We start from the raw sequence: 24,569 nt of genomic DNA, 5'->3' as shown, positions 1-24,569 counted from the left end.
CAACGACATTACTTACCGCCTAAACCTTTTTTCGCGAGTTCTTCTTTGAAGTTGTCGCGCGTAATCAGCACTACGTCGGTCACCTCGGTGAATTTCGCTGGCTCAGCGCCTTTGGTCACCCAGTTGTAGAGCATTTCGCTGGATTTATAGCCGTGTACGTCCGGGCTTGGCAGCAGAGAACCGTAGAAGCCGGTCGCCTGCGCTTTGGACAGTTCGCTCACCGCGTCAACGCCGTTGATGCCGATACCGATCACGTCCGGGGCTTTAAAGCCCTGGCCTTCAGTGGCGCGTACGCCGCCCAGCACGGTGTTATCGTTCATACCGACGATCAGCCAGTGTTTCACTTCCGGATGCTGAACCAGCATAGAGTTAGCGGCGTCGAAAGCGCCCGGGATATCGTTAGACTTGGTCGGAACCTGGTAGATTTGCTTTTCCGGGAATCCGGCGGCTTTCAGCGCGTCCATGGAACCGCCGGTACGACGGCGCGCGGTATCCAGTTCGTTAGCGGTGATGGCCATCACGGCGGTCTCTTTCACATCCCAGCCGCGTTTTTGCATCTCTTTATACAGTTCCTGGCCCTGGCGTTCGCCAATTTTGGTCGCTGCCATCATCACCAGCGGAACGGTATCCATCGGCTTACCTTTGGCGTTAACGAACTGGTCATCCACCGCGATGACTTTCATGTCATAGCCACGGGCTTTCGCCACAATCGCCGAGCCCAGTTTTGGGTCAGGTGTACAAATCACAAAACCTTTCGCGCCGCTGGCCGCAAGGCTGTCGATGGCGTTAAGGGTTTTTTCACCGTCTGGCACAGCGATTTTGATTACTTCAAAACCTAAATCTTTGCCCGCTTTATCAGCGAATTTCCATTCGGTCTGGAACCACGGCTCTTCCGGTTGCTTCACCAGAAAACCCAGTTTCATGGTTTCTGCGATAGCGGATTGTGACATAACGGCAGCCAGACCGATGGCTGCCAGAGCTTTAGTAAATTTGTGCATGAGCAACTCCAGCTTTAGTTTTCTTTTTGCAGGGTAATGAATCATTAAAATCTTTACTAAAAGGCTTTAAAACAACGCATTAGCTTTTTGGGGAATCAACGTGCTATTGCTGGAGATAGTTTTAGCGGGAAATTGATTATCCATAGGAGAGCAAAATCACATCGCAGAATTACAGTAAAACAGTGCATACATTTAGCGATAAAGAACATAAAATCTGGCTGATATGTATGACAAATAAACTGACAACAACCAAATAATCCATATTCACAGCTCGACAATCCTTGCACATTTTTTCGCCAGAGACGGTATTTGCAGAGTCAGGCCGATGTTAAGCTTCATAGCTCCCCTAAATTCATAAAACGGGAAAAAATGAAAAAAATCATTTCAGTGATTTATATAATTTCATGATTCATTTACCAGATGCATGCCTGCTGCGTGCCCGCAATATCGGACTATTACTGATTTACTGCACAAATAATCTTCATCATGGCGGTTCTAATATCGAAACAACATCACAGAATAGCGGCATAGAATAATGAGATAGTGAGCGTATGCTAATAAATATCGAGGACGTCCCCGCCGAAAATCATTATCGCGATGCTGTATTAACCGCCACTCACAACGTGAATAAAATAGGTTTTCTGCGGCGTCTTCGTCGGTATACAGCTTTCAGTTACATAAAGAAATAAGGAAATCCTATGATTACTAGCGGAATGGTACAAAAACTAAATGCTCAGATGAATCATGAGTTTTACACTTCCAATTTGTATCTCCAGCTTAGCGAATGGTGTAGCGAACATAGCCTCAATGGCACCGCGCTGTTTCTACGGCACCAGGCGCAAAATACCGTGACCCAAATGATGCGCATGTTCGACTATATTAAGCAGAGCGGCGCGACGCCGGTGCTCCAGGAACAACACGCCAAATACGGTAATTTCGCTTCTCTGGAAGATCTGTTTGAACATACCGTCAACGATTACCAGCTACGTATTAAGGCGCTGGCGACCCTGACGGATGAAGCCCGCGCGGCTAACGACACAGCGGCAATCAGCTTTCTGAGGAAGTTTAAAGATGAAGAACTGGTGGACGGCACGCTGCTACAAGTGATCCTTGACGAGGTGCGCAGCGCCAGGAAGGCGGGCACCAGCATGGAACAGACCGACAAGCATTTAGTGGGCGTTATCGATCTTTATCACTGATCAACATTTTCCACTGAGGAGGCTATATGCCTCCTTAGCAAAAACCCGGTTTAGATCAGAAACGGACGTTTATGCTGATAATGTTTTGATATTCACTATCTCTTACCATTATTATTCAACCAACAACGCCAATATATATTGACGAAATAGCTTTCATTTTGTCTGCGCTATTATTTATGGCGCTATGCTAATTTAGTGGATATATCTCCGTATATTCCTCCCTGCCAGCCAGGTTATTAAACCTGCCAGTTAATGTTAAGAAAAAGTAATTAATAGCCAGATTTTTCCCTTCTTTGTGCAAATAAGATCTACCTCTCAATGATTACTCTTACATTTTGTAATGCTTTAGCGATTCACCCAATTAACCTTCAAGGATTGTTATGATCACCATTGAGTTTATCGTTATTATTCTCTGCCTGCTGGTGGGCACCCGCTTCGGTGGCATGGGGCTGGGTCTTATCAGCGGCATTGGTTTATTTATTCTGACCTTTATATTTGGCCTTGAGCCCGGAAAACCACCGGTCGAGGTGATGCTGACAATTCTTGCCGTCATCGGCTGTGCCGCCACGCTGCAAACGGCGGGCGGGCTGAATGTGATGATGCAATTTGCGGAAAAACTGCTGCGCCGTCACCCACAACACATCACCCTGCTGGCGCCGTTCACCACATGGACCCTCACCTTCCTGTGCGGCACCGGGCATGTGGTCTACACCATGTTCCCGATTATCGCTGATATCGCCCTGAAAAAAGGCATCCGACCGGAACGCCCAATGGCCGTTGCGTCCATCGCTTCACAAATGGCCATCACCGCGTCTCCGGTTTCAGTTGCGGTGGTGTCGCTGGTGTCGATCATCGCGGCGAACCACGGCGTTGGCCAGGCGTTCGGCATTCTGGAAATTCTGGCGGTGTCGGTGCCAGCCTCGCTGTTTGGCGTGCTGATTGCCGCGCTGTGGAGCCTGCGCCGCGGCAAAAACCTCGAAGATGACCAGGAGTTCCAGGAAAAAATCAAAGATCCGAAACAGCGTGAGTTTATCTTCGGCTCTACCGAAACCCTGATGAATCAGGTGTTCCCGAAACAGGCCTGGTGGTCCACCTGGATTTTCTTCGCCGGGATTTTAGTGGTGGTGCTGCTCGGCGCGATGCAGGATCTGCGTCCGGCCTTTGAAGTGAAAGGCGTAATGAAGCCGCTTTCGATGAACCTGGTGATCCAGATGATGATGCTGATCGCCGGTGCGGTGATGCTGATCGTCTGTAAAGTGAATCCGGCAGCCATTTCTAACGGCGCGGTATTCAAAGCGGGCATGGTGGCGATTTTCTCGGTATTCGGTGTGGCATGGATGAGCGACACCTTCTTCCAGGCGCACCTCGATGAACTAAAAATGGCGCTGGAGGGCGTGGTGAAAAGCCACCCGTGGACCTACGCGCTGGTGCTGTTTCTGGTCTCCAAACTGGTGAACAGCCAGGCGGCAGCCTTAACGGCGGTAGCCCCGATGGGCTTAATGCTCGGCGTGGAGCCAAAAATGCTGATTGCGTTCTTCCCGGCGTCTTATGGCTACTTTATTCTGCCGACCTATCCGAGCGACCTGGCCTGTATCGGTTTTGACCGTTCCGGCACCACCCGCATCGGTAAGTACATTCTTAACCACAGCTTTATCATCCCAGGCCTGATTGGCGTGAGCTGCGCCTGCGTAGCCAGCTACCTGCTGGTCTCCGCCCTGTTCTGATCGCTAAAAACAGCAAACCCGCGCAAGCGCGGGTTTGTTGGTAAAAGTGAAAGGTTAACCGTAGGCGCGCAGCGTGCGCTGGCACAGAGCCGAACGCACGCAGTCGTCTTTGCCGAAGCGCACTACGCTAATCATTTCGTCATCTTCAAAACGTTCAAGCGCATCGCTCAGCCCTGAGCGAACACCGGATGGCAAATCACACTGGGTAATATCGCCATTAACGATCACCGTGACGTTTTCCCCGAGGCGGGTTAAAAACATTTTCATTTGGGCCGCCGTGACGTTCTGAGCCTCGTCCAGAATCACCACCGCATTCTCAAAGGTACGACCGCGCATATAGGCAAAGGGCGCGATCTCGACCTTACCAATCTCCGGGCGCAGGCAGTACTGCATGAAGGATGCACCCAGCCGCTTCACCAGCACGTCATAAACGGGGCGGAAGTAAGGGGCAAACTTTTCGGAGATGTCGCCGGGCAAAAAGCCGAGGTCTTCGTCGGCCTGTAATACCGGGCGGGTCACGATAATCCTGTCGACATCCTTATGTATCAGGGCCTCCGCGGCTTTCGCCGCACTGATAAACGTCTTGCCGCATCCGGCTTCGCCGGTGGCGAATATCAGCTTTTTGTTCTCAATGGCGTTGAGATAACTTTCCTGCGCGTCGGTGCGCGCCACTATCGGCGAGGCGTCGCGGCTGTCCCGCGCCATGCCAATAGCTTCAACACCACTCATTTGCACAAGCGAGGTGACCGATTCTTCTTCACGTTGTTTATGACTCCGTGAGTCGCGTCTCAGCACACGTTTTGCTTCGCGACGAGCTTTGATCACTGCTTTTTGTCTTCCCATGGATGGCACCTTGAATAGTTGGTTTACATATTACGCAGCGCCCTGAGGCGCGCGTTGATGCGCACGAACATATGAGGTTTGGCTTCCTTTTAAGCCATAGACTGCCGGTTAGAGTGATACGCCGGAAAACCGCCGCATCAATAACATCGGTAAAAAGCGCGAAAGTGGGAATATTGATGGTGAAGAAAGCGTTACCGGGAGAAGGCTCACCCGGTGAGGATGTAAAACGTTGCAATGTGGTTTGTCCATGACAGGACGCTGTCATTCGCGATCTCCATAGTGAATCCAGGTTCACAACCGGGAACTACCGCACACACAATCTCTACACTAAAAATTAGCATAACTACAACAAATTTTTTACTTATCTACAACGATTCTACAATCTTACTGATGTGACAGTTATGACAGGGAAATTTTACAGATTTATTTCAACTGGATAGTCATATAAAAAAATTATGGATTATTCGTGAGTAAATGAAAACATGAGCGCCGGGATGGCCTGTTGATCACGCTTTTATTGCTGAAACAGCCAGCCGGGAAACCCCGGCTGGCTGTTTCAGTATGATGTTAAATCGATTACTGCGCCTGAAGTTTTGACGGCGCGGGTGAATGGTACACATCGTCCGCTTTTTCAAAACGTTCAATCATGGTTTTAGACGGGGCTTTGCCCATCAGGCTCACCACCACAATACCGATGCTGGCGAAGATAAAGCCTGGGATAATTTCGTACAGGTTAAACCAGGCGAACTGTTTCCAGACGATAACCGTTACCGCACCGATAATCATCCCCACCAGTGCGCCGTTGCGGGTCATACGCGACCACATGACCGACAACAGCACCACCGGACCAAACGCCGCGCCGAAGCCCGCCCATGCGTAGCTCACCAGGCCGAGCACACGGTTTTCCGGGTTTGCCGCCAGGGCAATCGCCACCAGCGCCACCACCAGCACCATTAAACGGCCAATCCATACCAGTTCACGCTGGCTGGCGTTTTTACGGAAGAAGGCTTTGTACAGGTCTTCGGTGATCGCGCTGGAGCACACCAGCAGTTGGCAGCTCAGGGTGGACATCACTGCCGCCAGGATAGCCGACAGCAGGATACCGGCGATCCACGGGTTGAACAGGATTTGCGCCAGCTCAATGAACACGCGCTCGCTGTTCTGGTTAACCGAAGTGGCCAGCGCCGGGTTATTGGTGAAGTAGGCGATGCCGAAGAAGCCCACCGCGACCGCGCCCGCCAGGCACAGGATCATCCAGGTCATGCTGATGCGGCGCGCGTTAACGATGGTGTGGTGGGAATCGGCCGCCATAAAGCGCGCCAGAATGTGCGGCTGGCCGAAGTAGCCCAGGCCCCAGCCCATCAGGGAAATAATCGCGACGAGGTTCAGCCCTTTCAGCATATCAACGTTTTCGATACTCTTCTGTTTGATCACTTCCATCGAATCGCCCAAACCGCCTACCGCGAAAATTACGATAACCGGGGTCAGGATCAGCGCGAAAATCATCAGGCTGGCCTGCACGGTATCGGTCCAGCTCACCGCCAGGAAACCACCGATAAAGGTATACAGGATGGTCGCTGCCGCCCCGGCCCACAGCGCCGTTTCGTAGCTCATGCCGAAGGTGCTTTCGAACAAGCGCGCGCCTGCCACAATACCCGATGCGCAATAGATGGTGAAGAACACCAGAATGACCACCGCAGAAATAATGCGCAGTACGCGGCTGTTATCCTCAAAACGCCCGGTGAAATAATCCGGTAACGTTAAGGCATTATTGTTGTATTCGGTGTGTACGCGCAAACGCCCGGCCACCAGCTTCCAGTTGATCCAGGCGCCGACGGTCAGGCCGATGGCAATCCAGCTTTCCGAGATACCGGCGATAAAAATCGCGCCGGGTAACCCCATTAACAGCCAGCCGGACATGTCCGATGCCCCTGCGGACAGCGCGGTGACCAGGCTGCCGAGACGGCGTCCGCCGAGGATATAGTCGTCAAAATTTTTGGTCGAACGCCAGGCGATAAACCCTATCATTATCATGCCAAAGATATAAATCAGGAAAGTCACCACCATCGGTGTGCTTGTCGTCATGCAAAATCTCTCCAAATGGGATCACGGACGGTGTAACCCGTACGTTTGTTCGCCGCCGGAACGCAGCAGCTTGGTTATCGTCGCTCTTTAAGGAGCAGTATCCTGCCGTAAGCGGTTTTCATTCACAATCGATTTAACACCTCATTCACAACAAATTCACCCCAGAAACTGCGCGTCTTTTTCAGAGGTTGCACTCGCTCACGCTTTTGGGTGGTTGCACCCGGCAAAAGTGTTAACCAGGCCGTATTTATTAGGCTACCGCGTCGATTGTGTTTTCGATCATCGTGTTTTCTTATTTAACAATTCATTCATTTTTTGGCTTGCTACTCAGGTCACATTTAACACGGTTGCACAAAGTTGCAACATGATGGATATTGCCGGTACTTGATTACAAAACAGCAAAAATTAAACATGGGAGTTAACAACATGGGCACCACCACCATGGGCGTTAAACTGGATGACGCGACGCGGGAGCGCATTAAATCTGCCGCATCGAAAATTGATCGCACGCCCCACTGGCTGATTAAGCAGGCCATCTTTAATTACCTTGAACGGCTGGAAAATAACGATGCCCTGCCAGAGTTGCCTGCCCTGCTGGCGGGCGCGGCTAATGAGAGCGAAGAAGCGCTCAGCGCGGCGGGCGAAGAAAACCATCAGCCGTTCCTGGAATTTGCTGAACAGATCCTGCCGCAGTCGGTAAACCGTGCCGCGATCACCGCCGCATGGCGTCGCCCGGAGACGGACGCCGTGCCGATGCTGCTTGAGCAGGCGCGCTTAACGCCGGACATGTCCAGCCAGACTCATCAACTGGCATGGAAACTGGCGGATAAACTGCGTAATCAAAAAACCGCCACTGGCCGCGCTGGCATGGTGCAAAGCCTGTTGCAAGAATTCTCCCTCTCCTCCCAGGAAGGCGTCGCGCTGATGTGCCTGGCGGAAGCCCTGCTGCGTATTCCCGATAAAGCGACCCGAGACGCGCTCATTCGCGACAAAATCAGCAACGGCAACTGGCAGTCCCACATTGGCCGCAGCCCGTCGCTGTTTGTTAACGCCGCCACCTGGGGCTTGCTGTTTACCGGGCGTCTGGTCTCCACCCATAACGAAGCCAGCCTGTCGCGCTCCCTGAACCGGATTATCGGCAAGAGCGGCGAACCGCTGATCCGCAAAGGCGTGGATATGGCAATGCGCCTGATGGGCGAGCAGTTTGTCACCGGGGAAACCATTGCCGAAGCGCTGGCCAACGCCCGTAAGCTGGAAGAGAAAGGCTTCCGTTACTCTTACGATATGCTCGGCGAAGCCGCGCTGACCGCCGCCGATGCCCAGGCCTATATGGTCTCTTACCAGCAGGCGATCCACGCCATTGGTAAAGCCTCCAACGGTCGCGGCATTTATGAAGGGCCGGGGATCTCCATCAAGCTGTCGGCGCTGCACCCACGCTACAGCCGCGCCCAGTATGACCGTGTGATGGAAGAACTCTATCCGCGCCTGAAATCTCTGACCCTGCTGGCGCGCCAGTATGATATCGGGATTAACATCGACGCTGAAGAAGCCGATCGTCTGGAGATCTCCCTCGATCTGCTGGAGAAGCTGTGCTTTGAGCCGGAACTGGCGGGCTGGAACGGCATCGGTTTCGTGATCCAGGCGTACATGAAGCGCTGCCCGTTTGTGATCGACTACCTGATCGACCTGGCGACCCGCAGCCGCCGCCGGCTGATGATCCGCCTGGTGAAAGGCGCGTACTGGGACAGCGAAATCAAACGCGCCCAGGTGGAAGGGCTGGAAGGCTACCCGGTGTATACCCGCAAGGTGTATACCGACGTGTCCTACCTCGCCTGCGCCAAAAAACTGCTGGCGGTGCCGAACCTGATTTACCCGCAGTTCGCCACCCACAACGCTCACACCCTGTCGGCCATTTATCATCTGGCCGGGCAGAACTACTATCCGGGCCAGTACGAGTTCCAGTGCCTGCACGGCATGGGCGAACCGCTGTACGAACAGGTGGTGGGCAAAGTGGCTGATGGCAAACTCAACCGTCCGTGCCGCATTTACGCCCCGGTAGGGACTCACGAAACGCTGCTGGCGTACCTGGTACGCCGCCTGCTGGAAAACGGCGCAAATACCTCGTTTGTTAACCGCATCGCCGACACCACGCTGCCGCTGGATGAGCTGGTCGCCTGCCCTGTCACCGCAGTGGAAAAACTGGCGGCCCAGGAAGGCATTCCCGGCCTGCCGCATCCGAAAATCCCGCGTCCGGTAGATCTCTACGGCAATGGCCGCGCTAACTCTGCCGGGCTGGATCTGGCTAACGAACATCGTCTGGCGTCGCTCTCTTCGGCATTGCTGAATAGCGCCACCCAGAAATGGCTGGCGCAGCCGATCCTCGAAGAGGCCACGCGCGACGGGGAGATGACCCCGGTGATTAACCCGGCGGAACCGCTGGACATTGTCGGCTATACCCGTGAAGCCACAGAGCAAGAAGTCAGCCAGGCGCTGCAAAGCGCGGTAAATAACGCGCCAATCTGGTTCGCCACCCCGCCGCAGGAGCGTGCCGCCATCCTGGAACGCGCCGCGGTATTGATGGAAGACCAGATGCAAACGCTTATCGGCGTGCTGGTGCGCGAAGCGGGTAAAACCTTCAGCAACGCCATCGCCGAAGTGCGCGAAGCGGTAGACTTCCTGCGTTATTACGCGGGCCAGGTACGTGACGATTTTGATAATGAAACCCATCGCCCGCTTGGCCCGGTAGTGTGTATCAGCCCGTGGAACTTCCCGCTGGCGATCTTCACCGGCCAGGTAGCTGCCGCACTGGCGGCGGGTAACAGTGTGCTGGCGAAACCTGCTGAGCAAACCCCGCTGATTGCCGCCCTGGGCGTACGCATTCTACTGGATGCGGGCGTACCGGCAGGCGTGGTGCAGTTATTGCCAGGGCGTGGCGAAACCGTTGGCGCGCAGTTGACCGGCGATGAGCGGGTGCGCGGCGTGATGTTTACCGGCTCCACCGAAGTGGCGACGCTGTTACAGCGCAATATCGCGACCCGTCTCGATCCGCAGGGCCGCCCGACGCCGCTGATTGCCGAAACCGGCGGGATGAACGCCATGATCGTCGATTCTTCCGCCCTGACCGAACAGGTGGTGGTGGACGTGGTTTCCTCGGCATTCGACAGCGCCGGACAGCGCTGCTCGGCATTGCGTGTGCTGTGTTTGCAGGATGATGTTGCCGACCACACCCTGACCATGCTGCGCGGCGCAATGGCGGAATGCCGCATGGGCAACCCGGAGCGCATGACCACCGATATCGGCCCGGTGATTGACGCCGAAGCCAAAGAAAACATTGAGAATCACATTCAGGCGATGCGCGCCAAAGGCCGTCCGGTATTCCAGGCGGTACGCGAGCATCAAGCCGATGCCCGCGAATGGCAAAGCGGCACCTTCGTCAAGCCAACCCTGATTGAACTTGAGCGTTTCGATGAACTGCAAAAAGAGGTGTTCGGCCCGGTACTGCACGTGGTGCGTTACAACCGCAATAACCTCGATGCGCTGATCGAGCAGATCAATGCCGCAGGCTATGGCCTGACGCTGGGGGTTCACACCCGTATCGATGAAACCATCGCCCAGGTCATCGGCAGCGCCAGCGTTGGCAATATGTACGTTAACCGCAATATGGTTGGCGCCGTGGTCGGCGTGCAGCCGTTCGGCGGCGAAGGCCTGTCCGGCACCGGTCCGAAAGCGGGTGGCCCGCTGTATCTGTACCGTCTGCTGGCGAATCGCCCGGAGAACGCGGTGACCACCACCTTCAACCGCAACAACAGCCTGCCGGTGGACAGCCAGTTGCGCACCGCGCTGCTGCAACCGCACGAGGCGCTAACCCAGTGGGCCGCTAACCGTCCGGCGCTGAAAGCGGTATGCGAGTCGTTTGGCCAGCAGGCGCAAACCGGGGTACAGCGCGTACTGCCAGGGCCGACCGGCGAGCGCAACACCTATACCCTGCTGCCGCGCGAACGGGTGCTGTGCCTGGCGGATAACGAAGATGACGCCCTGGTGCAGCTTGCCGCCGTCACCAGCAGCGCCAGCCGGGCGCTGTGGCCGGAAGATAAACTGCATCGCGAACTGGCCGGTAAACTGCCTTCTGCCGTTGCCCAGCGCATCGACTTCGCAGGTGCGGATTCGCTGATGAGCCAGCATTTTGACGCGGTTATCTATCATGGCGATTCCGACCAGTTGCGCACCCTGTGTGAAAACGTGGCGGCCCGCGACGGCGCGATTGTTTCGGTACAGGGCTTTGCCCGTGGCGAAACCAATCTGCTGCTGGAGCGGCTGTGGATTGAACGCTCGCTCAGCGTTAACACCGCGGCGGCAGGCGGCAACGCCAGCCTGATGACAATCGGCTAACGCTTCGCTACCCTAAAAGCTCCGTTCAGGAGCTTTTTTTTGGGGATCGATCATGAAACGAATGGGATTAACGGTGATTGCGCTGCTGATGTCATCAGCGGCGCTGGCCCAGGATTGTGAAAAGGCCGCCACGCAGATGGAGTTAAATCAGTGTGCCGGAGAAGAATATAAAAAAGCGGATGGCGAGCTGAACGCGGCCTATAAAAAGGTGTTTACCCGCGCCAGCAAAGAGCAGCAGGATTTACTGAAACAGTCACAAAATGCGTGGATCAAAGTGCGTGACGCCGACTGCAACTTCATCGCTTCTGGCGTCGAAGGCGGCAGCATTCAGCCGATGATCTTTAGCCAATGCCTGGCGGATAAAACCCGCGAACGCACCGCGTACCTTGACTCGCTGTTGCAGTGTGAAGAAGGCGATTTAAGCTGCCCGCTTCCCCCGGCCAGTTAACGGGGGCGAATGCCCTCGATAATCATGCGCTGGACGTTGTCCACCGTTTGCTGGAAGAAGGCGTCATCCTGTAAGGTGGCGCCGGTTACCGCTTCGACCTGAACCGAAAAATCCGCGTAATGCTGGGTTGTCGCCCAAATCATCAAGATCAGGTGATTGGGATCAACCTGCGCCAGTTTCCCCTGCGCCACCCACCCGGCGACAATCGCCGATTTCTCCTCCACCAGTGGTTTGACGTCCCCGGACAGTTCACCCATCAATAATGGCGCGCCCTGGAGCATCTCCATACAAAACAGCCGGGAGGCTTCGGGGTGGTCCCGGGACACGTCCATTTTTAAGCGGATGTATTCACTAATGGCGGTCAGCGGTTCGAGATCGCTGCGAAACGCCCTCAGCGGTGCCAGCCATATCGACAGGATCTGTTTCAGCACCTCAATATAAAGCGCGTCTTTGGAGGGGAAATAGTAGAGCAGATTGGTTTTCGATACCCCTGCGCACTCGGCGATTTGCTCCAGCGTCGCGCCGTGAACGCCATATTTTGAAAACTGGCTGAGGCCTGCCTGTAAAATGGCCTCCCGCTTCGCCGCCACCGCCTTTGAACGTTTACCGGCGGGTTTCTTTCCCTGCGTCATGCGTGGGTTATCCTTCCGTTTGTTTTACGGCCTGCTCACTGGCCGGTTTTTTTCTGAGCTTTAATTCGCTGACCAGCACGCCGAGCACGATGCAGGCACCGCCCAGCAGGGCAATGGCGGGCAGGCGTTCCCCGGCCATCCGACCAAAGATCCCGGCCCATACCGGCTCGCCGGTGTAAATCACCGTGGCCCGTGTCGGCGACACGCTGCGCTGGGCCCAGTTCATGGTGACCTGAATAATGGCGCTAAAGATGCCTAATCCCAACGCCACTACCAGCAACCCGGTGGAAAACGGCGGAACGCGCTCCCCGGCCGGGGTCATCATCATAAAGGAAACCAGCGAGGCCGTAGCCAGTTGCACCACCGTGACGCGCTTGATATCCACTTTGCCGGCCCAGGCGCTGATCAGAATGATTTCGGCGGCAATCGCCACCGCGCCAATCAGGGTAATGATTTCGCCCTGGCCCATCGCCAGCAGGTTGCCGTCCGGCCCGGCAAGGAACACCAGGCCGATAAACGCCAGCACCACGCCAATCCACGACATCAGCCCCGGCATTCTGCCCAGGCACAGCCACTGTAACAACGGCACCAGTGGCACATACATGGCGGTAATAAATGCGGATTTACTGCTGGGAATGATTTGCAGCCCCCAGGTTTGCAGGCTGTAGCCGAGCGCAATAGCCATGCCGATCGACACGCCCGCCTTCAGCTCCAGGCGCGTCAGCCCACGCAGGGATTTAACCGAAAGCAGGCCAACCGCCAATGCCGCCGTGGCAAACCGTAGCCCCACGAAGAAGAACGGATCGCTGAGGGTCACCGCATACTGGACGGCAAGAAAAGTCCCGCCCCAGAACAGGGTAATCAGGATCAGCAAAGCTTCCTGTGGCTTAACGGAAAATTGATAGCGTTGGCGTAGCGAGGACATGAGAGCACCAGAAAGTGTGACAGCTCTCAAGTTTGCGATGGATTAAGCCCTGGCGCAACGCTTAAAAACGAAACCGCCGGGCGAAGCCGGCGGCGATGCGGGGTCATCACCAAAAGGGATAAGGTGATTTATCGACAACAACTTGCTACATCAGGTATTTATTCACTACCACGGTTGCCGCCATGGCTATTTTTGCCCCCTTTTTTACCGGCTTCTGATGCACGTTGCGGGTCATTTTTAAAGTTCCCGCCGCTTGCCTGGCCGCCTTTACGGCCAGCTTCTGATGCTCTTTCACGATCTTCTGCAAAGTTGCCAGAACCACCACGATGGTTTGCCATATCTTACCTCCGGTAAGCGAAACATTAGTCTTTATACAGTTTTGATAAAAAAACAGCCTCATTACCCGCGGGTGACAAGAGAGACATTTCGTTTGCCGCGTGAGTTAAAGCCTAGACCACACGGGTAAGCAGATCATTTTTGTGTAACATTTAGCAACATGTAATCCATCAATTGGATGATTATTAACCACCATTATCTATAAATAGCTCTAATCAGTACCAAAATTGGTAGGTTTTATATGTGAAAGAATGCAACAGAGCGGCAACGTTGTCTAAGTTGCTATACATCAAGCAAAAGCCTGGGAAATTTGCACTCCTGGCGCAACGTCATATCTTTAAAAGAGGGCAACCTGGCGTTGCGAACAAGATGTTGAACTCAGGAGTGACTGAAGATGGCGAAGATTTTAGTGCTTTACTACTCAATGTATGGACATATCGAGACCCTGGCACAGGCCGTAGCGGAAGGCGCGCGGGGCGTTGAAGGCGTTGATGTGGAAGTGAAACGCGTTCCCGAAACCATGCCGCCTGACGTCTTCGCCAAAGCAGGCGGTAAAGCGCAAACCACGCCGGAAGCCACCGTCCAGGAGCTGGTGAATTATGACGCGATTATCGTCGGCACCCCCACCCGGTTCGGCAATATGTCAGGCCAGATGCGCACCTTCTGGGACCAGACCGGCGGACTGTGGGCATCCGGCGCGCTGTACGGAAAAATCGCCAGTGTGTTTAGCTCCACTGGCACCGGCGGCGGCCAGGAACAAACTATCACTTCAACCTGGACTACCCTGGCGCATCACGGCATGGTGATTGTGCCCATCGGTTACGGTACCAAAGAACTGTTTGATATTTCACAGGTGCGCGGCGGCACGCCGTACGGCGCTACCACCATTGCGGGCGGCGACGGCTCGCGTCAACCCAGCGAAGAAGAGTTATCTATTGCCCGTTATCAGGGCCAACACGTCGCCAGCCTGGCGGTCAAACTCAAAGGCTAAAGGTACAGGAGAATATTGATGCCAAATCAACAATCGAAAGCTCATCACGTGGGTGAATGGGCCAGTCTGAGAAATACCTCGCCGGAAATTGCTGAAGCCATTTTTGAAGTGGCGGACTATGACGAAAAACTGGCGGAGAAAATTTGGGAAGAAGGCAATGATGAAGTGCTGATCCGCGCCTTTAAAAAAACCGATAAAGACGCCCTGTTCTGGGGCGAGCAAACCATCGAACGGAAAAACGTCTGAGTTAACGCCCCCGCCGCCCGGCGGGGGCAATGTTTTATTTCACCGCCTCTTCTAACACACCGGTAAATTTATCCCACGGACAAAAACCCTCGCTGTCGGTTGGGCAGCCGTTAAGTTGCAGCGTCACGCGCTGCGGCGGGCTTTCCAGATTGAGCGGCGTGGCGTCGCGCAACTGATCGCTACTCTGATACACGTATTCCACCTTCATCAAATCGCGGTTGGTTTTGCTGTCGTGCCAGCGCTGGAACATAATTTTGCCGCCAATAGGCGTGCGCTCGTACTGGTGGGTAAGCTGGTACGGTTTGAAATCCAGCGCCGTCAGCAGCGAAGCGATATTCGAATCATGACCCACCAGCACCGTCACGGCAGGACCCTGCTTCTCGGTCACCAGCGCTTTCTGAATGTATTTCACCAGCGGTGCGGCCACGTTGCGCGCCACCTCCGGCGAAGTGAACAGCGTATCCTGATAGCCGTTTTTCAGCTTCGACAATACGCTCCACTGTTTATCGGTTTTGATCTGTCCCCAGGCCACCTCATCCACGGGAAAGCCTTCGTAATACTGGAGCGTAAAGGCATCGACCAGCGAGTTACCCACTTTCAACGGCCCACTCACGCCCGGCTCCTCGGTGGGTTTGGCGCTAAAGGTATCTTTCACCGCCGTTAAGTCACACACCTGTTTCTGTTTGCAGGAGGGCGAGTCGTCATAACCCGTGATCTCTTCGAGCAATGTATAGCTTTCATTGAGTTGATATTCACTACGCTGGGTTTCCATTGCTTTCAGCGCCGCCTGTTGGAATTCTGGCGAGGTGTTGGTGATCACCGGATTGAAGGTGGGGTCCATAGTGCCCATTTTTTCCTGATGATGAACTGGAATATCGCAGCCCGGAAACGCGCCGGTAATAAAGAACTGCGCGGTAGCGACGGTGCGTTGCAGGCTGTTAGCGTAAGCATAGACCCGCTCGTTCGCCGGGCATTCGCCCTTCGTTACCAGCCCCTGTTGGGCAAACCACTCGCGGAAATAGTGGCCCATATACACTTCCAGCACGCCACCTTTGGTGGTGAGCTGCCCGCCGGGGACATCCCACTCTGGCCATTTTTGCGCGGTGGATTGTTCAAGTACGCTGCCGTTATTGGCAAGCGGCGCGCGTAAGTTATGACGGCTCATCAGTAAAACCTGCTGGAGCTGATAACCCTCCGGTGCGGTCTGCGCCTGCGCCAGAGTGGGTAAGAGCACGGCAGAGGCCAGCGCCATTGCGAGTATTTTTTTATTCATGCCAGGTTCCTCAGGACGTTTATTCCAGCAACGAGTGTGGCAGAAAAAAAACCAACGCCCCGGCGAGCGGATCGCAAAATGACGGATTTATGACAGGTTAGGCATTCCGGCGGATAAGTTTTATAATGAAACCATATAGCGTTTTTTTTAAGGAGAAGCGATGAAACGGACCCGTATGGCTAACACCACCTGCCCGGTTGCCCGGTCGCTGGATATCATCGGCGACTGGTGGTCGCTGCTGATTGTACGCGATGCGCTACGCGGCATCACCCGCTTTAGTGAATTTCAAAAAAGCCTCGGCATCGCCAAAAATATGCTCACCGTGCGCCTTAAGCAACTGGTGGACGAAGAGATCCTGCGTTTGCAACCCGCCTCCGACGGCAGTGCCTGGCAGGAGTATGTCTTAACAGAAAAGGGCCTCGCGCTGCAAACGGTTCTGGTGGCGCTATCCCAGTGGGGGAATGATTTTCTGTTTGATGCTGACGAAACGCCTGGCGTGCTGGTGGACACCACCCATCGCAAACCGCTGCGCCGCCTGGAGCTGATCGCCGATGATGGCCGCAAACTGGAACCCGCCGAAGTCCAACCTAAGTTGCCGGCCCGCTAAAATATAAACGCCCTTTTGGTTAAAAAAATAGCGCGCTAATTGGTTGCATAATAAAACCAAATTATCTACAGTTAATTTAGTTTCAATATGCAACTTAATTCCGAGGAGTCAACCATGAGCAGCGCATCTTCGACAGCAGTAATTACTGGCGCGTCATCCGGTATCGGCGCGGTATACGCCGAGCGGCTGGCGGCCCAGGGGTATAATCTGATATTGGTAGCGCGTCGCGCCGAACGGCTGCAAGCGCTGGCGGCACAGTTGGCGGAGCGCTATGCCGTCAACGTAACCCCTGCGATCGCAGATCTCAGCCGGGAGTCAGGTATCGAGGCGGTAGAAAAGGTATTGCGTGAAGATGACGCCATCACCTTGCTGGTGAATAACGCCGGTGCGGCGCAGATGGCGTCGTTCCTTGACAGCAGCGCCCAGGCGCATCAGGACATCATTACCCTGAATATCACTGCCCTCACCCGTCTGTCGCTGGCGGTACTGCCGCGTTTTAAAGCGCGTAACGCCGGGACGATTATCAACATCGCCTCGACGCTTTCGATTCACGCCCGTGGCGAAACCGCGCTCTACAGCGGCACCAAAGCCTACGTGTTAAATTTCTCGCGCGGTTTACAGGCAGAATTTGCCCAAAGCGGTGTGCGGATCCAGGTGGTGATGCCGTCCATTACCGCTACGGAAATATGGGGACACTCCGGGATTGCCCATGCGCAACTGCCCGAAGGCACGGTGATGAGCACTGAAGATATGGTCGACGCCGCGCTTGCCGGGCTGGCGCAGGGGGAAAGCATCACGATCCCGCCACTGCATGATATGGCGCTGTGGGAACGCTACGAAGAGGCGCGGTTAGCGGTGTTTGCCGCCTCGCGGACTGGTGTTCCGGCACCGCGGTATGTGGAATAAACGGTTAACGCACAGAAGGCCAGCAATGGCCTTCCCGCACTACACCTGCATATTCATCACGTCCTGGTAGGCCGACACCAGTTTATTCCGCACCTGAATCCCCATTTGCAACGAAACCGATGATTTCTGCAAATCGACCATCACATCGTTAAGCGAAACGCCTGGCGCGCCGAGTGAAAACTGGTTCGCCTGAGCGCGGGCGGCGTTCTGGGTATCGCTGATGCGACCCAACGCGGCCTGAAGTTCGCCGGCGAAGCTGACGGCGGGCTGCGGTTGTACCGGCGTGTTGCGCGCAGACAGCAGGGTGGCCTGCAACTGCTGAACGACGCCTTCAATCCCCTGAATGGACATGACACTCCCCTGGATCATTTCAAGTAGACGGAGGTTAGCATCTTGTCAATGAGATAAAGGCGTTAAATAGACACTAAAATCTCATCTATTTGGTTCATCGAAATTCCCGGAAAGCCAAATAATGGCAGCGCCATCATTGTGGAAGTTATTGTGCACGTTGCACCCGGGAGTCCGTTTTGCTTCATAACACCGAAATTGTTGTCCACGCTGAGCGTAGAGGTGCGCGATGAATTCCGCTGCTCAAGCTCAGGCGCCAGCAAATAAAGCCAACGAATGGTTAACCCGCCTGCGTTCAAATCCTCGTATTCCGTTGATGGTGGCCGGCGCGGCTGCGGTCGCTATTATCGTGGCCCTGGTCCTGTGGGCGAAAACCCCCGATTACCGGGTTCTGTACAGTAATCTCAGCGAAAAAGATGGCGGCGCCATCGTTACCCAGCTCACCCAAATGAATGTCCCGTACCGTTTCTCTGAAAACGGCGGCGCAATCCTGGTGCCGGCGGATAACGTGCATGAACTGCGCCTGAAGATGGCCGGGCTCGGCCTGCCGAAAGGCGGCGCGGTCGGGTTTGAATTGCTTGACCAGGAAAAATTCGGCATCAGCCAGTTCAGCGAGCAGGTGAACTACCAGCGCGCGCTGGAAGGTGAACTGTCGCGCACCATCGAAACCTTAGGCCCGGTGAAAAGCGCCCGCGTACACCTTGCCATGCCAAAACCGTCACTGTTTGTCCGCGAGCAAAAAGCCCCTTCCGCTTCCGTGACGGTGAATCTGGAACCGGGCCGCGCGCTGGATGAAGGGCAAATTACCGCCGTGGTGCATATGGTCTCCAGCGCGGTAGCCGGTCTGCCGCCGGGCAACGTGACCCTGGTCGATCAGGGCGGTCACTTGTTGACCCCGTCCAGTACCGCCGGACGCGATCTGAACGATGCGCAGCTAAAATACGCCGCCGACGTTGAAGGCCGCGTCCAACGCCGTATCGAAGCTATCCTCGGTCCTATCGTCGGCAACGGCAACGTTCATGCCCAGGTGACCGCGCAGATCGATTTCGCCAGCAAAGAGCAAACCGAAGAGCAGTACCGCCCGAATAACGATCCGAGCCAGGCAGCCATCCGTTCGCGTCAGCTAAACAGCAATGAGCAAATCGGCAGCGGTTTGCCGGGCGGCGTGCCGGGCGCGCTGTCTAACCAACCTGCGCCAGCGAATAACGCGCCTATCGATGCGCCTGCGGCGCAAAACCCGCAAAACGCGCAGAACAACGGCCAGCGTACCCAAACTGCCAATAACAACAGTACCGTGCCGCGCAACACCCAGCGCGATGAAACCACCAACTACGAAGTCGATCGCACCATTCGCCATACCAAAATGAACACCGGCGATGTCCAGCGTTTGTCCGTGGCGGTGGTGGTGAACTATCGCACCCTGCCGGACGGCAAGCCTCTGCCGCTGACCAACGATCAGATGAAGCAGATCGAAGATCTGACCCGTGAGGCGATGGGCTTTACCGAAACGCGCGGCGACACGTTGAACGTGGTGAACTCGCCGTTCACCGAGACGCTGGAAACCGGCGGCGAACTGCCGTTCTGGCAACAGCAGAGCTTTATCGACCAACTGATGTCCGCAGGCCGCTGGCTGATTGTCCTGATTGTCGCCTGGCTGCTGTGGCGTAAAGCGGTACGTCCGCAGTTACAGCGCCGCGCCGAAGAGACCAAAGCCGTCCATGAAGTGGCTCGTCAGCAGAAAGAGATGGAAGACGCAGTAGAAGTGCGCCTGACCCGCGACGAGCAAACCCAACAACGTCGCACCACTCAGCGCCTGAGCGCCGAAGTGATGAGCCAGCGTATCCGTGAAATGTCAGATAACGATCCGCGCGTGGTCGCGCTGGTCATTCGCCAGTGGATGAGTAACGAAATATGAGTGAACTGAGCGGTACCGACAAAAGCGCCATTTTGCTGATGACCATCGGCGAAGACCGGGCGGCGGAGGTGTTCAAACACCTCTCCCCGCGCGAAGTGCAACACCTGAGCGCCGCGATGGCCAACGTGCGCCAAATCTCCAATAAGCAGTTGACCGACGTGCTGGCGGAGTTTGAACAGGAAGCCGAACAGTTCGCCGCACTGAGCGTCAACGCCAACGACTACCTGCGTTCGGTGTTGATCAAAGCGCTGGGCGAAGAGCGCGCCGCCAGCCTGCTGGAGGATATTCTCGATACCAAAGAGACCACCTCGGGAATGGAAACGCTCAACTTTATGGAGCCGCAGAGCGCCGCCGACCTTATCCGCGACGAGCATCCGCAGATTATCGCCACCATCCTGGTGCACCTCAAACGCGGCCAGGCGGCGGATATTCTGGCCCTGTTTGACGAGCGCCTGCGTCACGATGTGATGCTGCGTATCGCCACCTTCGGCGGCGTCCAGCCAGCCGCGCTGGCGGAACTGACCGAAGTGCTCAACAACCTGCTCGACGGCCAGAACCTCAAGCGCAGCAAAATGGGCGGCGTAAGAACCGCAGCCGAGATTATCAACCTGATGAAAACTCAGCAGGAAGAAGCGGTTATTACTGCGGTACGCGAGTTCGACGGCGATCTGGCGCAGAAAATTATCGACGAGATGTTCCTGTTCGAAAACCTGGTGGAAGTGGACGACCGCAGTATCCAGCGCCTGTTGCAGGAAGTGGATTCCGAATCGCTGCTGGTGGCGCTCAAAGGCGCCGAACAGCCGCTGCGCGAGAAGTTCCTGCGCAATATGTCCCAGCGTGCGGCAGATATTCTGCGCGACGACCTGGCCAACCGTGGCCCGGTGCGCCTCTCCCAGGTGGAGAACGAGCAGAAGGCCATTCTGCTGATTGTGCGCCGTCTGGCGGAAACCGGCGAGATGGTGATTGGCAGCGGCGAGGATACCTATGTCTAACCAACCGGCCTGGCAGCGCTGGCTGCCTGACGATCTCGCCCCGCCAACAGCGGATTTCGTGATACCGGAAGCGGTAGAGCCCAATACTGAGCTCACCGCCGCCCAGCAGGAACAGCATCTGCAACAGCAACTGGCGATGCTGCAAACCCAGGCCCATGAACAGGGCTATAACGCAGGCGTCGCCGAAGGCCGCGTCCAGGGGTTTGAACAGGGCCGCCAGGAAGGTTTTCACAAAGGTGTCGAACAGGGCATGGCAGAAGCCCGCAACCAGCAGGCCCCGGTGCATGCCCGGATGCAGCTTCTGGTGAGCGAATTCCAGAATACCCTTGACGCCCTCGACAGCGTCATTGCGTCCCGTCTGATGCAGATGGCGCTGGAGGCCGCGCGTCAGGTGATCGGCCAGTCCGCCGGGGTTGATAACAACGCCCTGATTAAACAGATCCAGATGTTATTGCAGCAGGAACCGCTGTTCAGCGGCAAACCGCAACTGCGCGTGCACCCGGATGATTTACAACGTGTGGAAGAGATGCTCGGCGCAACGCTCAGCCTGCACGGCTGGCGGCTGCGCGGTGACCCGACGCTGCACCCCGGCGGCTGTAAAGTCTCGGCTGACGAAGGCGATCTTGACGCCAGCGTCGCCACCCGCTGGCAAGAACTCTGCCGCCTCGCAGCACCTGGGGTCGTGTAATGACCGCCCGGCTTACCCGCTGGCTGGCGTCGCTCGACGCCTTCGAAGCCAAAATCGCCCAGTTGCCGCCGGTGCGCCGTTACGGGCGACTGACTCGCGCCACGGGCCTGGTACTGGAAGCCACCGGCCTGCAATTGCCGCTGGGAGCGACCTGCATTATTGAGCGCCAGAACGGCAGCCAGACCCAGGAAGTGGAGAGCGAAGTGGTGGGCTTTAACGGCCAGAAGCTGTTTCTGATGCCGCTGGAAGAAGTGGAAGGGATTTTGCCTGGCGCGCGGGTCTACGCCCGGCACGCGGTGGGCGACAACCTGCAAAGCGGCAAACAGCTGCCGCTGGGCCCGGAACTGTTGGGCCGTGTGCTGGACGGCGGCGGTAAACCGCTCGACGGCCTGCCCGCGCCGGAAACCGACTGCACCGGCGCGCTGATCACCCCGCCGTTCAACCCGTTACAACGTACCCCGATTGAAGACGTGTTGGACGTGGGCGTGCGCCCAATCAACGCCCTGCTCACCGTTGGTCGCGGGCAGCGTATGGGCCTGTTCGCCGGTTCTGGCGTCGGCAAAAGCGTGCTGTTAGGCATGATGGCCCGTTACACCCAGGCGGACGTGATTGTGGTCGGCCTGATCGGCGAACGTGGCCGCGAAGTAAAAGACTTTATCGAAAACATTCTCGGCCCCGAGGGGCGCGCCCGCTCGGTGGTGATCGCCGCCCCGGCCGATGTCTCTCCCCTGCTGCGTATGCAGGGCGCGGCCTATGCCACGCGCATCGCCGAAGATTTCCGCGATCGCGGCCAGCACGTGCTGCTGATTATGGATTCCCTGACCCGCTACGCCATGGCCCAGCGTGAAATCGCGCTGGCGATTGGCGAACCGCCTGCCACCAAAGGCTATCCGCCATCGGTGTTCGCCAAGCTTCCGGCGCTGGTGGAACGCGCGGGCAACGGCATCACCGGCGGCGGCTCGATTACCGCCTTTTATACCGTATTGACCGAAGGTGATGACCAGCAGGACCCAATTGCCGACTCGGCGCGCGCGATCCTCGACGGCCACATTGTGCTGTCGCGCCGCCTGGCGGAAGCGGGCCACTATCCGGCAATTGATATTGAAGCGTCTATCAGCCGCGCCATGACGGCGCTGATCACCGAGCAGCATTACGCCCGGGTGCGGATGTTTAAGCAGTTACTGTCGAGTTTTCAACGCAACCGCGATCTGGTGAGCGTGGGGGCGTACGCCAAAGGCAGCGATCCGTTACTGGATAAGGCCATCGCGCTCTGGCCGCAGCTTGAGGCATTTTTACAACAGGGCATTTTCGAGCGTGCCGACGTCGAGAATTCACTACAGGCACTGGAGCTGATCTTCCCGACGGTGTAACGAAGCGTCAGTGAGGTAACGATGAGTCAGAGCAATGCGCTTAACACCTTAAAAGATCTTGCGGAGAAAGAAGTCGATGATGCCGCTTTGCGGTTGGGTGAAATGCGGCGGGGGTGCCAGCAGGCTCAGGATCAGCTCAATATGCTGATCGATTATCAGCACGAGTACCGCGACAACCTTAACCAGGATATGAGCCAGGGTATCGCCAGTACCCGCTGGCAAAACTACCAGCAGTTTATCCAGACCCTGGAAAAAGCCATTGAACAGCACCGGCAGCAGCTAATGCAGTGGAATTCGAAAGTCGACCAGGCATTAGGTTTCTGGAAAGAGAAAAAGCAGCGTTTGCAGGCATGGCAGACGCTTTCCGATCGACAGGCCAGCGCCGCGCTACTGGCGGAGAACCGGCTCGATCAAAAACGTATGGATGAGTTTGCGCAACGCGCGTCATTTCGGAAAAGCGAATGATTACATTACCTAAAATTTCAGTGTCCCCCGAGGGCGACGTCGCCGGGCTGGCGGGTTCCGATAAAACCGCTCCGAACGGCGAAACCTTTCTGGCGCTGTTAAGCCAGGCGATGCCTGGTCTGGGCGACGGCAAGACGGTAGACCTCGACGCGCTGGCGGGCGGCACGCCAAAGCTGGCGCTGAAGCCCGGTGAGCTTACCGAAGATACAGACGCCAAAACCCTGCTCGACGCGATGCTGGCCGGGCTGAACGCCCCGATTGACGGCCAGGCTGATGACACCGCTACCGTTGCCCGCGTGGCCGATAAAATTCACAGCCTTGCGGAGGATAAACAGCTCAACGAACAGGATATGGCGGCGTTAAGCGCCCTGTTCGCTATGCTGCCGCATCAGCAGACGGCCACGCTGAATAACGTAGAGAGCCAGGCCACATCAACCGCGAACATGGCTACTGTGACCAGTAACCTCGCCAAAGCGCTGACGGGTGATGCGCGCGCAGATGTCAAGAGCGACGGAAAAACGCGCCCTGAAACCCAGAACGTAAACGGTCAGGCTCAGCCGACCGCTGCCGTCGCGCCGCAGCACGAGGCGGTACAGGCAGCCAGCAATGCCGACAAACTGTTTAACGATGCCAACGCCAGCAGCCCGACTACGCCGTCTGCCCTGCAACCGCTGGTGAGCAGCGCCACGGCGACCACCACGCCGACCACTGCCGCCATCGCCACGCCGCATACCGCCGTGCTGAATGCCCAGTTAGGCACCGCCGAGTGGCAGCACGCGTTTAGCCAGCAGGTCACTCTGATGACCCGTAACGGGCAACAGAGCGCCGAGTTGCGCCTCAACCCGGAAGATCTGGGCCAGGTGCATATCTCGCTGAAAATTGACGACAACCTGGCGCAGATGCAGTTCGTGTCGCCGCACAGCCACGTGCGCGCCGCGCTGGAAGCCGCGTTGCCGACGCTGCGTACCCAGCTTGCCGAAAGCGGCATTCAGCTTGGGCAGAGCGATATCAGCAGCGAAAGTTTTGCCGGGCAACAACAGCAACAAGGGCAGCCACAACAGGGCGGCTCACGCGGCAGTCAGTTCAGTTTTGCCGGTAGCGGCGAAGAGAGCGTGGCGGCCCCTGCCAGCCTGCAACGCATCGCCCGTGGCGATAACGCGGTGGATATCTTTGCCTAACGCCTGAGGTA

The 24,569-nt window shown here is 56.3% G+C and carries 22 protein-coding genes; 14 read left to right on the top strand and 8 right to left on the bottom strand.

The features are described from left to right. Nucleotides 1–8: 8 nt before the first annotated feature. On the bottom strand, nt 9–998 hold the full coding sequence (gene araF, locus RT120_RS07660; RefSeq protein WP_312981450.1) for an arabinose ABC transporter substrate-binding protein AraF: 990 nt from the start codon (nt 996–998) through the stop codon (nt 9–11). 698 nt (nt 999–1,696) lie between these two features. Between araF and RT120_RS07655 the strand changes: the two genes are divergently transcribed. Together RT120_RS07655 and RT120_RS07650 are read left to right on the top strand one after the other, a co-directional pair. Next, the gene (locus RT120_RS07655; RefSeq protein WP_312981447.1) at nt 1,697–2,197 is read left to right on the top strand and encodes a non-heme ferritin-like protein; all 501 of its coding nucleotides are present in this window, start codon (nt 1,697–1,699) and stop codon (nt 2,195–2,197) included. A gap of 380 nt (nt 2,198–2,577) precedes the next feature. After that, nucleotides 2,578–3,921: an anaerobic C4-dicarboxylate transporter gene (locus RT120_RS07650; RefSeq protein ID WP_312981445.1), complete on the top strand. Its 1,344-nt coding sequence runs from the start codon at nt 2,578–2,580 to the stop codon at nt 3,919–3,921. A 54-nt stretch (nt 3,922–3,975) separates the two neighbouring features. Here the strand turns inward: RT120_RS07650 and phoH are convergent, their stop codons facing one another. Next, nucleotides 3,976–4,764 carry a phosphate starvation-inducible protein PhoH gene (gene phoH / locus RT120_RS07645; RefSeq protein WP_183171858.1) on the bottom strand — a complete coding sequence of 263 codons (789 nt, stop codon included), beginning with the start codon at nt 4,762–4,764 and terminating at the stop codon, nt 3,976–3,978. Between the two features lie 576 nt (nt 4,765–5,340). Continuing rightward, nucleotides 5,341–6,849, bottom strand: a complete 1,509-nt coding sequence (gene putP / locus RT120_RS07640) for a sodium/proline symporter PutP (RefSeq protein WP_312981444.1) — start codon at nt 6,847–6,849, stop codon at nt 5,341–5,343. A 426-nt stretch (nt 6,850–7,275) separates the two neighbouring features. Between putP and putA the strand changes: the two genes are divergently transcribed. Both putA and RT120_RS07630 read left to right on the top strand, forming a co-directional pair. Next, nucleotides 7,276–11,238 (top strand): trifunctional transcriptional regulator/proline dehydrogenase/L-glutamate gamma-semialdehyde dehydrogenase, encoded by a 3,963-nt coding sequence (gene putA, locus RT120_RS07635; RefSeq protein ID WP_312981514.1) that lies wholly within the window; start codon nt 7,276–7,278, stop codon nt 11,236–11,238. A gap of 52 nt (nt 11,239–11,290) precedes the next feature. Further along, on the top strand, nt 11,291–11,686 hold the full coding sequence (locus tag RT120_RS07630) for a lysozyme inhibitor LprI family protein (RefSeq protein WP_312981443.1): 396 nt from the start codon (nt 11,291–11,293) through the stop codon (nt 11,684–11,686). On the opposite strand, the gene rutR is transcribed toward RT120_RS07630, so the two are convergent. The 3 genes from rutR to RT120_RS07615 all read right to left on the bottom strand — a co-directional run bounded on the left by rutR (nt 11,683) and on the right by RT120_RS07615 (nt 13,581). Beyond that, nucleotides 11,683–12,318 carry an HTH-type transcriptional regulator RutR gene (gene rutR, locus RT120_RS07625; protein WP_312981441.1) on the bottom strand — a complete coding sequence of 212 codons (636 nt, stop codon included), beginning with the start codon at nt 12,316–12,318 and terminating at the stop codon, nt 11,683–11,685. The two genes, RT120_RS07630 and rutR, sit on opposite strands and share 4 nt — an antisense overlap. Nucleotides 12,319–12,325: 7 nt before the next feature. After that, on the bottom strand, nt 12,326–13,243 hold the full coding sequence (locus RT120_RS07620; protein WP_312981439.1) for a DMT family transporter: 918 nt from the start codon (nt 13,241–13,243) through the stop codon (nt 12,326–12,328). A gap of 158 nt (nt 13,244–13,401) precedes the next feature. Next, nucleotides 13,402–13,581, bottom strand: a complete 180-nt coding sequence (locus RT120_RS07615) for a general stress protein (protein ID WP_312981438.1) — start codon at nt 13,579–13,581, stop codon at nt 13,402–13,404. A gap of 392 nt (nt 13,582–13,973) precedes the next feature. Between RT120_RS07615 and wrbA the strand changes: the two genes are divergently transcribed. Together wrbA and RT120_RS07605 are read left to right on the top strand one after the other, a co-directional pair. Beyond that, the gene (gene wrbA, locus RT120_RS07610; RefSeq protein WP_312981437.1) at nt 13,974–14,570 is read left to right on the top strand and encodes an NAD(P)H:quinone oxidoreductase; all 597 of its coding nucleotides are present in this window, start codon (nt 13,974–13,976) and stop codon (nt 14,568–14,570) included. An 18-nt stretch (nt 14,571–14,588) separates the two neighbouring features. Then, complete coding sequence (locus RT120_RS07605) at nt 14,589–14,816, top strand: YccJ family protein (protein ID WP_161661671.1); 228 nt, start codon at nt 14,589–14,591, stop codon at nt 14,814–14,816. A gap of 34 nt (nt 14,817–14,850) precedes the next feature. Here the strand turns inward: RT120_RS07605 and agp are convergent, their stop codons facing one another. Continuing rightward, entirely contained in the window at nt 14,851–16,089 is a 1,239-nt protein-coding gene (gene agp / locus RT120_RS07600) for a bifunctional glucose-1-phosphatase/inositol phosphatase (RefSeq protein WP_312981432.1), read from the bottom strand. A gap of 160 nt (nt 16,090–16,249) precedes the next feature. Here agp and RT120_RS07595 point away from each other — a divergent pair, with 160 nt between their 5' ends. Continuing rightward, nucleotides 16,250–16,696 carry a helix-turn-helix domain-containing protein gene (locus RT120_RS07595; protein WP_312981430.1) on the top strand — a complete coding sequence of 149 codons (447 nt, stop codon included), beginning with the start codon at nt 16,250–16,252 and terminating at the stop codon, nt 16,694–16,696. 114 nt (nt 16,697–16,810) lie between these two features. Further along, a complete protein-coding gene (locus RT120_RS07590; protein ID WP_312981427.1) occupies nt 16,811–17,602 on the top strand; it encodes an SDR family oxidoreductase in 792 nt (263 codons plus the stop codon). 39 nt (nt 17,603–17,641) lie between these two features. On the opposite strand, the gene fliE is transcribed toward RT120_RS07590, so the two are convergent. After that, complete coding sequence (gene fliE, locus RT120_RS07585; RefSeq protein WP_312981423.1) at nt 17,642–17,953, bottom strand: flagellar hook-basal body complex protein FliE; 312 nt, start codon at nt 17,951–17,953, stop codon at nt 17,642–17,644. A gap of 226 nt (nt 17,954–18,179) precedes the next feature. Here fliE and fliF point away from each other — a divergent pair, with 226 nt between their 5' ends. From fliF to RT120_RS07555, 6 genes are read left to right on the top strand one after another with little or no spacing between them, the layout of a single operon-like run. Next, complete coding sequence (gene fliF / locus RT120_RS07580; RefSeq protein ID WP_312981422.1) at nt 18,180–19,865, top strand: flagellar basal-body MS-ring/collar protein FliF; 1,686 nt, start codon at nt 18,180–18,182, stop codon at nt 19,863–19,865. Beyond that, nucleotides 19,862–20,857: a flagellar motor switch protein FliG gene (gene fliG / locus RT120_RS07575; protein WP_312981419.1), complete on the top strand. Its 996-nt coding sequence runs from the start codon at nt 19,862–19,864 to the stop codon at nt 20,855–20,857. Before fliF ends, fliG begins: the two co-directional genes overlap by 4 nt. Beyond that, the gene (fliH, locus tag RT120_RS07570; RefSeq protein WP_312981410.1) at nt 20,850–21,545 is read left to right on the top strand and encodes a flagellar assembly protein FliH; all 696 of its coding nucleotides are present in this window, start codon (nt 20,850–20,852) and stop codon (nt 21,543–21,545) included. Before fliG ends, fliH begins: the two co-directional genes overlap by 8 nt. Continuing rightward, nucleotides 21,545–22,915 carry a flagellar protein export ATPase FliI gene (gene fliI, locus RT120_RS07565; RefSeq protein WP_312981402.1) on the top strand — a complete coding sequence of 457 codons (1,371 nt, stop codon included), beginning with the start codon at nt 21,545–21,547 and terminating at the stop codon, nt 22,913–22,915. Before fliH ends, fliI begins: the two co-directional genes overlap by 1 nt. A 21-nt stretch (nt 22,916–22,936) precedes the next feature. Further along, on the top strand, nt 22,937–23,380 hold the full coding sequence (gene fliJ, locus RT120_RS07560) for a flagellar export protein FliJ (protein ID WP_312981401.1): 444 nt from the start codon (nt 22,937–22,939) through the stop codon (nt 23,378–23,380). Beyond that, nucleotides 23,377–24,558: a flagellar hook-length control protein FliK gene (locus RT120_RS07555; protein ID WP_312981399.1), complete on the top strand. Its 1,182-nt coding sequence runs from the start codon at nt 23,377–23,379 to the stop codon at nt 24,556–24,558. The genes fliJ and RT120_RS07555 overlap by 4 nt, the downstream gene beginning before the upstream one ends. The last annotated feature ends 11 nt before the right edge of the window (nt 24,559–24,569 follow it).

The organism is Atlantibacter sp. (assembly GCF_032062175.1).
Lineage (GTDB): Bacteria > Pseudomonadota > Gammaproteobacteria > Enterobacterales > Enterobacteriaceae > Atlantibacter.
Note: the sequence above shows the minus strand (reverse complement) of the source record. Positions and strands in the feature narration are given on the sequence as shown.

What these genes read in the sequence shown, in the direction of transcription:
- araF (WP_312981450.1), bottom strand. Translation starts at nt 998, where the DNA reads ATGCACAAATTTACTAAAGCTCTGGCAGCCATCGGTCTGGCTGCCGTT.
- RT120_RS07655 (WP_312981447.1), top strand. Translation starts at nt 1,697, where the DNA reads ATGATTACTAGCGGAATGGTACAAAAACTAAATGCTCAGATGAATCAT.
- RT120_RS07650 (WP_312981445.1), top strand. Translation starts at nt 2,578, where the DNA reads ATGATCACCATTGAGTTTATCGTTATTATTCTCTGCCTGCTGGTGGGC.
- phoH (WP_183171858.1), bottom strand. Translation starts at nt 4,764, where the DNA reads ATGGGAAGACAAAAAGCAGTGATCAAAGCTCGTCGCGAAGCAAAACGT.
- putP (WP_312981444.1), bottom strand. Translation starts at nt 6,849, where the DNA reads ATGACGACAAGCACACCGATGGTGGTGACTTTCCTGATTTATATCTTT.
- putA (WP_312981514.1), top strand. Translation starts at nt 7,276, where the DNA reads ATGGGCACCACCACCATGGGCGTTAAACTGGATGACGCGACGCGGGAG.
- RT120_RS07630 (WP_312981443.1), top strand. Translation starts at nt 11,291, where the DNA reads ATGAAACGAATGGGATTAACGGTGATTGCGCTGCTGATGTCATCAGCG.
- rutR (WP_312981441.1), bottom strand. Translation starts at nt 12,318, where the DNA reads ATGACGCAGGGAAAGAAACCCGCCGGTAAACGTTCAAAGGCGGTGGCG.
- RT120_RS07620 (WP_312981439.1), bottom strand. Translation starts at nt 13,243, where the DNA reads ATGTCCTCGCTACGCCAACGCTATCAATTTTCCGTTAAGCCACAGGAA.
- RT120_RS07615 (WP_312981438.1), bottom strand. Translation starts at nt 13,581, where the DNA reads ATGGCAAACCATCGTGGTGGTTCTGGCAACTTTGCAGAAGATCGTGAA.
- wrbA (WP_312981437.1), top strand. Translation starts at nt 13,974, where the DNA reads ATGGCGAAGATTTTAGTGCTTTACTACTCAATGTATGGACATATCGAG.
- RT120_RS07605 (WP_161661671.1), top strand. Translation starts at nt 14,589, where the DNA reads ATGCCAAATCAACAATCGAAAGCTCATCACGTGGGTGAATGGGCCAGT.
- agp (WP_312981432.1), bottom strand. Translation starts at nt 16,089, where the DNA reads ATGAATAAAAAAATACTCGCAATGGCGCTGGCCTCTGCCGTGCTCTTA.
- RT120_RS07595 (WP_312981430.1), top strand. Translation starts at nt 16,250, where the DNA reads ATGAAACGGACCCGTATGGCTAACACCACCTGCCCGGTTGCCCGGTCG.
- RT120_RS07590 (WP_312981427.1), top strand. Translation starts at nt 16,811, where the DNA reads ATGAGCAGCGCATCTTCGACAGCAGTAATTACTGGCGCGTCATCCGGT.
- fliE (WP_312981423.1), bottom strand. Translation starts at nt 17,953, where the DNA reads ATGTCCATTCAGGGGATTGAAGGCGTCGTTCAGCAGTTGCAGGCCACC.
- fliF (WP_312981422.1), top strand. Translation starts at nt 18,180, where the DNA reads ATGAATTCCGCTGCTCAAGCTCAGGCGCCAGCAAATAAAGCCAACGAA.
- fliG (WP_312981419.1), top strand. Translation starts at nt 19,862, where the DNA reads ATGAGTGAACTGAGCGGTACCGACAAAAGCGCCATTTTGCTGATGACC.
- fliH (WP_312981410.1), top strand. Translation starts at nt 20,850, where the DNA reads ATGTCTAACCAACCGGCCTGGCAGCGCTGGCTGCCTGACGATCTCGCC.
- fliI (WP_312981402.1), top strand. Translation starts at nt 21,545, where the DNA reads ATGACCGCCCGGCTTACCCGCTGGCTGGCGTCGCTCGACGCCTTCGAA.
- fliJ (WP_312981401.1), top strand. Translation starts at nt 22,937, where the DNA reads ATGAGTCAGAGCAATGCGCTTAACACCTTAAAAGATCTTGCGGAGAAA.
- RT120_RS07555 (WP_312981399.1), top strand. Translation starts at nt 23,377, where the DNA reads ATGATTACATTACCTAAAATTTCAGTGTCCCCCGAGGGCGACGTCGCC.